This window comes from Nocardia sp. NPDC004711 (genome assembly GCF_053601595.1).
This window is the reverse complement of the sequence record NZ_JBSGCB010000122.1, coordinates 1-10,373: the sequence shown is the minus strand read 5'-3', so window position 1 is coordinate 10,373 and position 10,373 is coordinate 1. Positions and strand designations below refer to the sequence as shown.

The 10,373-nt window shown below is 64.1% G+C and carries 10 protein-coding genes and 2 pseudogenes; 6 read left to right on the top strand and 6 right to left on the bottom strand.

Annotated features, from left to right (window positions below):
- Positions 1-348: 348 nt before the first annotated feature.
- The 3 genes from ACWEKS_RS47790 to ACWEKS_RS47780 all read right to left on the bottom strand — a co-directional run bounded on the left by ACWEKS_RS47790 (position 349) and on the right by ACWEKS_RS47780 (position 3,623).
- Positions 349-1,224: a bile acid:sodium symporter family protein gene (locus ACWEKS_RS47790; protein ID WP_452346333.1), complete on the bottom strand. Its 876-nt coding sequence runs from the start codon at positions 1,222-1,224 to the stop codon at positions 349-351.
- Positions 1,225-1,656: 432 nt separating this feature from the next.
- Entirely contained in the window at positions 1,657-2,529 is an 873-nt protein-coding gene (locus tag ACWEKS_RS47785) for an alpha/beta fold hydrolase (RefSeq protein WP_452346336.1), read from the bottom strand.
- A 164-nt stretch (positions 2,530-2,693) separates the two neighbouring features.
- Positions 2,694-3,623, bottom strand: coding sequence for a LysR family transcriptional regulator (locus tag ACWEKS_RS47780; protein ID WP_452346332.1), 930 nt, complete (start codon positions 3,621-3,623; stop codon positions 2,694-2,696).
- A 116-nt stretch (positions 3,624-3,739) separates the two neighbouring features.
- Here ACWEKS_RS47780 and ACWEKS_RS47775 point away from each other — a divergent pair, with 116 nt between their 5' ends.
- Both ACWEKS_RS47775 and ACWEKS_RS47770 read left to right on the top strand, forming a co-directional pair.
- On the top strand, positions 3,740-4,141 hold the full coding sequence (locus ACWEKS_RS47775) for a carboxymuconolactone decarboxylase family protein (RefSeq protein WP_452346331.1): 402 nt from the start codon (positions 3,740-3,742) through the stop codon (positions 4,139-4,141).
- A gap of 84 nt (positions 4,142-4,225) precedes the next feature.
- The gene (locus tag ACWEKS_RS47770; RefSeq protein ID WP_452346330.1) at positions 4,226-4,549 is read left to right on the top strand and encodes a hypothetical protein; all 324 of its coding nucleotides are present in this window, start codon (positions 4,226-4,228) and stop codon (positions 4,547-4,549) included.
- A gap of 114 nt (positions 4,550-4,663) precedes the next feature.
- On the opposite strand, the gene ACWEKS_RS47765 is transcribed toward ACWEKS_RS47770, so the two are convergent.
- The 3 genes and pseudogenes from ACWEKS_RS47765 to ACWEKS_RS47755 form a co-directional block, all read right to left on the bottom strand.
- Positions 4,664-6,088 (bottom strand): DHA2 family efflux MFS transporter permease subunit, encoded by a 1,425-nt coding sequence (locus ACWEKS_RS47765; RefSeq protein ID WP_452346335.1) that lies wholly within the window; start codon positions 6,086-6,088, stop codon positions 4,664-4,666.
- A gap of 232 nt (positions 6,089-6,320) precedes the next feature.
- On the bottom strand, positions 6,321-6,824 hold the full coding sequence (locus ACWEKS_RS47760; protein WP_452346334.1) for a hypothetical protein: 504 nt from the start codon (positions 6,822-6,824) through the stop codon (positions 6,321-6,323).
- 48 nt (positions 6,825-6,872) lie between these two features.
- Positions 6,873-7,202 (bottom strand): annotated as a pseudogene (locus tag ACWEKS_RS47755) (acyl-CoA thioesterase domain-containing protein); the annotation flags it as partial.
- A gap of 475 nt (positions 7,203-7,677) precedes the next feature.
- Here ACWEKS_RS47755 and ACWEKS_RS47750 point away from each other — a divergent pair.
- The 4 genes and pseudogenes from ACWEKS_RS47750 to ACWEKS_RS47735 all read left to right on the top strand — a co-directional run bounded on the left by ACWEKS_RS47750 (position 7,678) and on the right by ACWEKS_RS47735 (position 10,050).
- Complete coding sequence (locus ACWEKS_RS47750; protein ID WP_452346329.1) at positions 7,678-8,235, top strand: TetR/AcrR family transcriptional regulator; 558 nt, start codon at positions 7,678-7,680, stop codon at positions 8,233-8,235.
- A gap of 302 nt (positions 8,236-8,537) precedes the next feature.
- Positions 8,538-8,732, top strand: a pseudogene (locus ACWEKS_RS47745) (ISKra4 family transposase); the annotation flags it as partial.
- Between the two features lie 182 nt (positions 8,733-8,914).
- Positions 8,915-9,478 carry a GNAT family N-acetyltransferase gene (locus ACWEKS_RS47740; RefSeq protein ID WP_452346328.1) on the top strand — a complete coding sequence of 188 codons (564 nt, stop codon included), beginning with the start codon at positions 8,915-8,917 and terminating at the stop codon, positions 9,476-9,478.
- Between the two features lie 242 nt (positions 9,479-9,720).
- Positions 9,721-10,050 (top strand): hypothetical protein, encoded by a 330-nt coding sequence (locus ACWEKS_RS47735; RefSeq protein ID WP_452346327.1) that lies wholly within the window; start codon positions 9,721-9,723, stop codon positions 10,048-10,050.
- Positions 10,051-10,373 lie beyond the last annotated feature (323 nt).

The following is a 10,373-nucleotide window of genomic DNA, read 5'->3' as shown; positions in this document are numbered from 1 at the left end:
GACCACACCGGTGCACCGATCCACCGATCACTGACCCCCTACGACCATTGACACAGTGGGGCTGCCCGCCCCACCCCTTGGAATCAATCATCTAGCCGAGTTGAGTGCATTCCGAACGATTCATCCGGTCGCAGAGCCACCGAAAAACCTGTTGGCGGACTACAGCGACCACTGCTAGCTTTCCGGAGATCGTGCAGGAGACCGAGGAGGTGGTACCCGTGAACGCAGTATCGACAGGGGTGCTCCCCTCAGGGGTCACGGTCGGGCGATAGGTCTTCCGGGAGCGCCGTTCAAGAGCACTCCCGAGAGAAGACATGACCGCCTCACGATCGTATGGTCCAACTACCCTCAAACGGCAGCAGGCACCGGCGCAGGCCGACTACGCCGGGCGAACAAGTACGCCGCCGCCGCGGCAGGCAGATTCATCAGGACCCCGTACACCGCGCCCGGCACCGCTATCGCCGTGCTGTGCAGCACTGACGTGGCCACGGCAATAGCCAACGCGCCGTTGTGGATTCCGATCTCCATCGCGGCCGCGATGGCCTGGTCGGTCTCGATTCGGAACAGTCGGGGCACGTAGTAGCCGACCGCCAGGCCGATGATCGCCAGCGACAGGCATACCGCCGAGAGCGCGCCGATGTGGGAGGTGAGGGTGTGGAAGTCGCGGGCCACGGCCGCCAGGACCACCAATGCCAGCACCACGATGGATGCCACCTTCACGGTGCCGCGCATCCGCAGCGACCAGCCCGGGAAGCGGTGGTGCACCCACATGCCCAGCGCCACCGGCACCAGCAGGATCGCGAATACCTGCGCGAATTTATCGGGGCGCAGGCCGATTCCGGCGTCACCGTCGAGGAACAGCGCGTACGACAGACCCACCCACAGCGGCAGGGTGAATACCGCCAGCACCGAATTCACTGCCGTCAGCGTGATGTTCAGCGCCACATTGCCGCCCGCGACATGGCTGAACAAGTTCGCCGAGGGTCCGCCCGGTGACGCCGCGAGCAGCAACATACCCGCCGCCACCGCACCGTCGAGCCGGAACAGGTAGACCAAGCCCAGGCACACCGTCGGTAGCACGACCATCTGGCACACCAGCGCCACCACCGTTGCCTTCGGATAGCGAAGCACCCGAACGAAATCGGCCGTGGTCAACGTCAAACCGAGACCGAACATCACCAACGCCAGCGCGAGCGGCAGGAACACCGCGAACAACGAACTCACTGCCAACTCCCAATTGAACCGACCGGCCAGTCTGCGGTCCGGCACCAGCGCCGACCCTAACTGATCCGACAGTTCAGGCGCGAGCGCTATTGCCGCATACGGGAATACGCTGCGTGAGTCAGTCGAGAGGACATCGAAACCCGACTCTTCGAGGCGTCATCGCGACCCACGGTGAGACCGATGCCTATCTCGGCTCCGTCGTTGCAGAGGGCTTGATCGCCGCGAGTTCGACACGAATCACCAGCAAATCGGTTCCGAGCGTCCGGACCACGATGGCGTTCAGTATTCGAAGCGGCCGCCATCGCGAGATCATGCGTTGTCTTCGGCGAAGTCGAATCGAACTCTGTTGCGGCGCAACGTCATAGAACGCATCTGCAACAAGACCAAACACTGGCGAGCAGTCGCCACCCGCTACGACAAGCTCGCGACCACCTACCGTGCCGGATTCGTCCCGGCCCTCATCGTCGAATGGCTCTGATCATTGGGAGACACGACCCGATGACGCGAGGACTGGCGGTGGTGGGCCTGATCGAGGAAGTCGAGTACCAGTGGGCTGGCGCTCGACCGGAATTCCTCGAAATAGGCGTGTCTGGCTCGGGAAATGAGATGTATTCGGGCATGCGGGATCCGGCCTGCGAGAAGCGAGGCATTGGCTGTGGGATTGAACCGGTCGTCGGACCCGTGCACGATCAGTGTCGGGGCGATGATGCGCGGCAGCACTTCCCATGCGTCGTGTTGTGCGCTCGCGCGCAGGTGGTGGCGGCGGGCGTGATTCGGCATCGTCGGGTCGCCCAGGGTGCGGTAGGGCCCGACGTGTGCAGCTAGGTAGGCGGGGGTATACATCAGTTCCAGCAACGCGCGGCGAGCCTTTGCGGCGTCCGGTTGACTCAGGGCGCGGCGCACCACGGGACTCCGTTCGACGCTGTGCGCACCTCCCGGCGATGTGCAGCCGAGCACCAGCGCTTCTACCCGGTCCGGATGATCGGCGGCGAGCCACTGGGCGACGCGGCCACCCATGGAGGTCCCGTAGACATCCGCTCGCTGGATGCCCAGGTGGTCGAGAACAGCCAACACATCGGCAGCGAAGGCGCGGGTGCTGTAGGAATCGTCATCGGGTCTGGCGCTACGGCCGGTGCCTCGCCAGTCGATCACCACAGCCTGATGGACGCCCTCGAAGTCAGGGCGCACCGCATCCCACCAGTGATGCGTGTTCGCCTGCCCCGCGAGCAGAACCAGAGGAGTTCCCTGTGATCCATGGACTTCGTAGTAGATCTCGCAATCGTCCGGGGCGAGCGCGTAAGGCACGTCAACAGCGTAGACGACAGATTTCTCGTGGTCGTATGCGATGAGCGATCGTTTGATGGGTGCATCGACGGTCCGGTTGTGCCAGATCACTGCCGTGCGAGGCAGGTTCGGGCTCAGCGAAATGGGGACAGCAGACAGCAGTATCGTGCGCGCTTGAGTCGCCCCTAGTGGCTGGGATAGGTCACTTCCGCACTGCCGTCGGCGTTTCCGCGCTCTTGACTGTGTTGGGCAAGCACGGCGTGGAACCGCGCGACCAGCGGGCTCGGATCGTCGGTACGCCACGCAACATGCAGCGACGTCGAGGTGTCGGCCAGCGGTCTCGGGGCTACCCCGACACGGTGTAGCGCGCGGTGCGAGTCGGCTAGTACGGCGGCGCCGAATCCGGCGGCTACCAGCGCCAAAAGTGTTTGGGCGCTTCGGCCTTCGGCGCCGATGCGCGGGACCACCCCGGCTCGATGGCAGAGCGCGATGACCTCGTCGTAGGAGCGGGAGGAGACCTCGCGTGGCCAGATGACCAATGGGATCTGGCCCAGTGCGGATAGCGGTGCCGGTCCGACCGCGTGGGCGAGGGGGTGGGCGGCGGGGAGGAACATGGTCAGCGGTTCGGTCCACCAGACGCGGGTCGCCAGACGGGCGTCGCGCGCAGGCAGTCGCTGTACGGCGATGTCGTAGCGGCCGTCCAGGACACCGGCGGACATCTCCGCATCGCTGAAGCTTTCCTCGAGCCGCAGGTCCACCCCGGACAGTTCCCTGCGCAGCCTGCCGAGCACCGCCCCGAGCGGTCCATTGATGCCGGATCCGGCGAAGGTCACGGTCAGCCGTCCGGTCATCCCTTGTGCGGCAAGCCGAACATCCTCGAGTGCGGCGTCGGCTTCGGCCAGGACGGCGGCGCCTCGTCGCGCGAGGGCCGCTCCCGCCGCGGTCGGCGTCAGCCCACGCCCCTCCCGCTCGAAAAGTGCTACGCCGAGCCGTCTTTCGAGTTCGCGCACCTGTCTACTCAAGGTCGGCTGGGTCACGTGCAAGCGCCGCGCCGCGCCGCTGACCGTGCCTTCCTCGGCGATCGCGACCACATAGCCGAGCAGTCGAAGCTCCATCAATTCATACCTCCCAAGCATAGGAAGCATAGCTACCGATGCCTGTGGGGCTAATTCGGTCGTTCGGTGCGCGACAGTTGAGCAGTCACACCGACCGAATCGTCCAAGGAGAAATCATGAACCGCGAACAGCGTTACGCCCACGGCCTCGATGTCCTCAACCGCGTCGATGGCGAAGCAGGACAACGGATTGTGGCGTCGCTGGCCGACACCTCGCCTGAGCTCGGACATCAGGTGGTGGCCTGGGCATTCGGCGATATGTATGACCGACCCGAACTCGCGCCCCGCGACCGGCAGCTGGTCACCCTCGGCGTGCTCGCGGCGCTCGGCGGCTGCGAGATCGAGTTGGACGTGCACATCAATGCGGGACTCAACGTCGGACTCACCCCCACCGAAATTTCGGAAGCGTTGCTGCACACTGCCGTCTACGCGGGCATGCCGAGGTCCATCAACGCCACCCTGGTCGCGAAGAAGGTCTTCGGTGAGCGGGGCATGCTGCCGCTGACCAACGTGTCCTGACCCGGATGCAACAAGCGTTGACAACAGCGGCCCGGCACTATTACGTCGGCACGCGATAGTGCCGGGCGGTGGCTGCTGCGGCCGATGATCATTTCGACGCATCCCGAGTACGCCGTCGCCGATACCGAGGGCCTTCGCGAACGCCTCGCCGGTGCGGTCCGCGGGCAGGTCATCGATGACGACCGCCGTCGTCAGCTCGTCGCGCGGCGAAAGCGTTCACCACCTCGTGCAGTTCCGGGATATGGCCACGCGGGCCCAGAACCCGACACCGCGGTCACCGCATCCATCTGCGACTGGTGTTCAACCCAGGTCATGAGCAGCGGCGCGGCCTTCGGTGCGTTCGCGATGGTCGCGGCCACCACGGCCGAGAGCCCGAGCCTCGTAACAACCGACACACGAAAGCGCTGACCGTCGACGAGCTCACCCCGGAACTGCTGAACCGGCTCGACCGAGCGGGTCTGGCGGAGCTGCTGCCCAACGACCAACCACCCGCCGAGCGGCGCAAATAACGTTCAGCTAATTCTATGGAATGAAGGCCGAGCTTTCGTCCTCCGACTTCACCGACGTGGTCGGCGCGGCGACCGGCTTGCCCGCGACGAAGAAGGCCGACACCATCGCACTCACCGCCAGACAGAGCACCGTGAGATGCAGCGAATCGGTCAGCGACAGCGCGAAGGGCACCTTGATCATCTCCGGAAGACGGCCTGCCACAGCACCTTCCGAGGAACCGGTGGACGGCAGCCCGTGCGCCGAGAACCGCGCGGCCAGCAACGCGCCGATGCCCGCGCTACCCAGCACCGAGCCCAGCTGGCGATTGTTGTTGAAGATGCCGGCGGCCGCACCGGCCTGCTGGATCGGCAGGTTCCGCAGCGCGGTGGCCGTCAGCGGTGCCCAGATGCAAGAACCGGCGACACCGCAGAGCCCAGCCATCACACAGATCAGCGCCAGCGACCCGTGCAGGGTGGCAAGGCGGGTGAACCAGAACACCGCGACCGCGAACAGTCCGAAACCGAAGGTCGGTAGCAGCCGCGGATGCAATTTGTCGGTGAAGCGGCCCACCACCGGGGACAGGAACATGGTCACGATCGCCATGGGCGCGAAGATCAGCGCCGCCTTGGTCGGCGAAAGTCCGCGCACCTCTTGCAGATAGAAGAACGACGGCACCATCTGCGCGGTCATGCCCACCGACAGCGAAGCGATCGCCACATTGCCGAGCGCGAAGTTGCGATCCTTGAACAGTCCCAGCGGCATGAGCGGTTCGCTGCGCACCCGGCCCTGATAGACCACGAACAGCGCGAGCACGACCAGCCCGCCGACGATCAGCGCCCACACCCATCCGGCCCAGTGATAGGCATTGCCCTGCTGCAGTCCGAACACCAAACCGAACATGCCGATCGCGACCAGTACTACGCCGGGAATGTCGAAACCCTGCTCGGTGGTCGGCAGATCCGGGATCAGCCACACGCCCAGTGCGAGACCGATCACCCCGATCGGCAGATTCACGTAGAAGATCCACTGCCAGCCGCCGGCGTCGATGAGCACACCGCCGAGCAGCGGGCCGACCAGCGTCGCGACACCCGCGACACCACCCCACGCACCCATTGCCGCGCCGCGCTTCTCGATCGGGAAGATCCGGCTGATCACCGCCATGGTCTGCGGCGCGAGCAGGGCCGCGCCGAGGCCCTGCACCGACCGGGCCGCGATCAGCGACTCGATACTGCCGGCCAGCGCGCACCACAGCGACGCCGCCGTGAACACGACCAGACCGGCCAGATACAGATTCTTCGGCCCGTATCGGTCGCCGAGGCGGCCGGTCACCAGCAGCGGCACCGCGTAGGTGAGCAGGTAGGCGCTGGTCACCCAGACCACGCTGGTCAGGGAGGTATGCAGGCCGGACATGATGGAAGGATTGGCCACCGCGACGATGGTCATATCCAGCAGAATCATGAAGAAACCCACGCAGAGCGCAGCCAGTGCACCCCACGGATTTCGTTCGATCGTCGTCACCGTGAATTCCCCTGTGTAGAAATGCGAATGTCGGCTGAGCTCAGAACGCTGCCGGAGGCGCAGACTGCCTCACCGGCCGCGTATGGTTCGGGTCTATCGGGCAACATCTCGTCCACGACCGGCAATATCCACGAACCCGCAAAGGCCGCATACGTTTTCGTGTGCCCGTCAGTCATGAGATACCGGACGCCCGTCCACCCCGTATCGGCAGCTGAATCGCCTCCTGAAGTTTGGTCGAATCGATCTGCCGCGCGGCACTGGAAACCCCTGCGGTGATAACGGTTCCGAACATGCCTTGCTCGTCGTACAGTGTGGCCGTCCCCACGGCGATACCGCCGCTGCTGATATGGTTGTCCGCTTCCAAGCCGATGCCCGAATCTTGTTGGGGCCTACGGGAAATGGCCATCGTCAGATCTGTATTGATGAAGCCGATGCCGCTGTTTCCCCAATTCGTCAACATGCTGGTGGATTCGGCCACCATCGCCACGCGCGCGAATGTCGATCCCGGCTGGTCGGCGAAGAGGGGAGCGGCATGTTGCCAGGTCCGTTTCCGGCTGCCATTGCTGTGATCGATGGGATCGGTCGTCCATCGATCACTGTCATCGCTTCCCCAGTGTGGAATCGAGGGGACTGCCGGGTCCACTCCCGGCGGTGGCATCGGGACATCGGTTCGCATCCAAATGATGCCAGGCGGTTGACTCGATTGCCGAAGGAAAACGGCCGAAGCTCGGGCAACGGCACTCCCATCCTGTGTAGCGATCGAGTCTGCCACCCGTATCCGGCTGCCGTCCCGAACACGGGTGGTCTCCAGTGTCAGCAGGCTCCATCGCACGGGTCGGAACAGGTCGATAGTCAGTCGTACAGCCGAGAATCCATCCGTCGAGTGCTCGGTGTCGAGAGCGTGAGCCAGAGCGCCGCAGATTGCAGGACCGATGATCATGTCGGGAGACCATGGGCTCACCGCACATGGCTGTGGTTCGAGTCCTTCTGCAGTCGAGTTGAAATAAAATACAGGTACATCGTTCGCTTTGCCATCCGTATGACGGTGCGACATGGACTGAATTCCTTCCAGTGCAATCGATTCGGGTAGCTACCAGGTGACGTCGAGGAAACCAGCGAACCGAGGAAGTCGTCTTCGAAGAACCGCACTTCCTCGCTCGGGGCGACCACACGCATTCCGGGAATCGCCGTCCGAGTACCGCGAGCGCAATCTGCAATCCCAAGACAGCAAGATTCGCCCTCCGACTCGACTACCGGCCGAAATAGCCGTTCTCCCGACCGATCGGATGAGGGTGGGCACGGCGGATTCGATTGCCGCGATGCGTTTCTGGGCAGCCGCGGGATCTTCGTGTGAACACATCACCGGTCGGAGGCAGTGACACGCACACGGTGACGATCGAGCACTCACCAACACCGTTATATAGGAGCACATGTACAAGTTACATTAAACATCTGAGGTTGTACACTGTCACCTCAACAAGGAGGTCGGCATCCCTGCTCGAGATCGACAACCCGCACAGACCCGGCGCATGCCTCGCGAACAACGCCGCGAACAGATCCTCAGCGCGGCGACGCGGGTGATCGCGCAGCGCGGGTTCGCCGGGGCCGGACTGGAGGACATCGCCGCCGAGGCGGGCGTCTCACAGGTGATCCTCTACCGCCACTTCGCCTCGAAGGCCGAGCTGTTCCGCGCCGCCCTGCAAAGGGCCTACACGAGACTCGGCGACGCAGCCGGGACCAAAACGCTCGACGGCACATCCATTCCCGCTCTACTCAGCGCCGCGGCCGCGGATCCGGACGCCTTTCGGTTGTTGTTTCGCTACGCCCCCCGAGAACCCGAATTCCGCGACGTCACCGAACTGGCCCAGAGCCACGGGGCAATGCTCACCCGCCGATATCTAGCGGACGCCACCCCCGAAGGCCCGTGGCAGACCTGGGCCGCGCAAGTCATCCCCACCTTCATCCTCGAAGCCATCATCGCCTGGCTGGACGCCGGACAGCCGGACCCCGACGACGCCGCCATCCGGATCTCCCGCGCGGTCGCCGCCCTCATCGACTTGGCCTGCCCTCCCCAGTCCGCGCACTGATGCGGGTGCGGAGCCTTATCAACCCACCCGAATCGCATCCGAGCCGGGACCGGCGACAAGACCCCCGGCCGCGACTCTCAGCTTCCCTGTAGAGCCGATGTGAGGGCACTGACCGAATAGGGCAGCCAGCTGTTCCCCAATCCCGTTGTGGCGGAATCACTTCTGGACAGACTCATCAGCACTGACCATCCGGTGTTAGGAAATCGTTCGGCGCCCAGTGGAAAGGGCGAGTGGTCAGGTGTAGGCAGCACCGTCGATGCGGAGTTCGGTGCCGCTGATGAGGCACTCTCGGACTGATCGAGATCGAGGGAGCGGCCCGCCACCTCGTCGCCGATCGGCTCGACATCACCGGCTCCCGATGGGGACTTACCGGCGCTGAAGCCATCCTCACCCTCCGCACCCTCATCAGCAACGGAGACTTCAACTCCTACTGGAACTTTCACCTCACCCGCGAACACCAACGCGTCCCCGCCGACGACTATCGACTCGCCGCCTGATCAACCGTCACCAGGAGAGCCGCACCCATCCTCTATTGCCGCATGCCGCGCTGATCGAATCGGCCGGCGCGTGTTGTCGGAAGATCAACTGGCCGTGCCGATCCGAGGCCGGCGGAACGTCCGCTACTGCCCGAGTTGAGTGCATCTGGTAGCAATCGGCTGACTCCTGCAAGGATCGGTATGTGATCTGGCCGCTACGTCTTTCCCGCGACCGCCTCGACGATGGCGAGGTGTCGTTACGGTCGTACAGCTCCGCCGACGCTGAGGACCTGTTCGAAGCGCTGCGCGATGAATGTGTATGGGAGCACATACCTCGCACGGTGCCCGAGGATTTCAGCACGCTCGATGCGGACATCGTGGCCAGCATGGCGGCCGGATTGTGGCTGACATTCACCGTCCGCCGAGCAAGGGGCGTGGTCGGCAGGACATCGTTGATCTGGGATCCTTCCGCCCCGGAGGGTGTCGAAATCGGGGGAACCCAGTTCACGCCGACAGTTTGGGGCACTGGAATCAACATGCGAGCGAAGGCGCTGCTGATCGGTGAAGTGTTCACGCAAGGGGCAGAGTGGATCAGGTTTCGCACCGACGAGCGAAACCTCCGATCGGCGGCCGCGATCCGCAAGCTGGGCGCGACTGACCTCGGCGTGCACCAGGACACCATCATCCGTCGAGACGGAAGCGCGCGTCGTAGCCGCTTCTTTCGCCTCGATCCTCCCACTGAAGATGTATCGACACCGCAGAGCTGAGGTAGTTCAAACATCCGCTACTGCCGGATCCCGCGCGGACCGAACCGGCCAGCGCGGACATCGGAAGATCAACTGGCAGAGCGCCATACGGCCGTCGGCAGCGCACGCTATTGCCGAGTGTCGTGTGTTCCCATGGGCGGGATTGGTCCGAAATCGGTCAATGTAAGTTGTCGGACACACACGGCTTCCGCCGCGTTTCTCGACACTGCCTGGCCCCGCACTTCGCCGGCGATGAGTCTCTGGTGTTGACGCCGCACGTGCACCACGCGCACGCTGCGGCGGTGACAATTTTCGTCTACATCGTGCTGGGGTTCCTCGTGCTGGTGCTCGCGCCGCTGGCCGTCTTCTTCGCGCTGCTGACCGTCCGCGTAATCGTCACCGCGATCGTCCACCGCGACTCACGGCCACGGCCACGCCGCCGCAGCGGTTCGCTCGACACCTTCGGAATCTCCTCCGAAACTTCACATTCCGACATCGCGCCCCACCATGGTGGGCACCACCACGACAGCAGTGGCCACCATGGTGGCCACTCAGACAGCGGCGGCCACCACACCACCAGCTGGACCGACTGATCCCCGATGACGACATCCGAGATATTCGGCGCGGACGCCTATGTCGTACAGGCCGGAGTGCTCAGGGCTGAGCCGAGTGGCTGAAATCCGACGACAGCGCCCGATCGAGCTTTGATCCAGGCAGTCCCGTTGATGAACGGGCTTCCGAACACCGGCTCCCCGGTGTGCAGTCGCCCAGGGCGAGCCGGGTTCGCGTTCGTCAGATCATCGGTTCTTGAACACCTACTCAGCTTGTTCTTTATCCTCTGGACGAGACTGATTGGCTTGCTTGAGGATTCGCCGGACAGGTAGGCGGCCTTCGCCTGATCATGTGCTCCGACCAA

Coding starts and splice junctions, on each gene's coding strand:
- ACWEKS_RS47780 (WP_452346332.1), bottom strand. CDS start 3,623: ATGGAGCTTCGACTGCTCGGCTATGTGGTCGCGATCGCCGAGGAAGGC.
- ACWEKS_RS47775 (WP_452346331.1), top strand. CDS start 3,740: ATGAACCGCGAACAGCGTTACGCCCACGGCCTCGATGTCCTCAACCGC.
- ACWEKS_RS47770 (WP_452346330.1), top strand. CDS start 4,226: ATGATCATTTCGACGCATCCCGAGTACGCCGTCGCCGATACCGAGGGC.
- ACWEKS_RS47765 (WP_452346335.1), bottom strand. CDS start 6,088: ATGATTCTGCTGGATATGACCATCGTCGCGGTGGCCAATCCTTCCATC.
- ACWEKS_RS47760 (WP_452346334.1), bottom strand. CDS start 6,824: ATGCGAACCGATGTCCCGATGCCACCGCCGGGAGTGGACCCGGCAGTC.
- ACWEKS_RS47750 (WP_452346329.1), top strand. CDS start 7,678: ATGCCTCGCGAACAACGCCGCGAACAGATCCTCAGCGCGGCGACGCGG.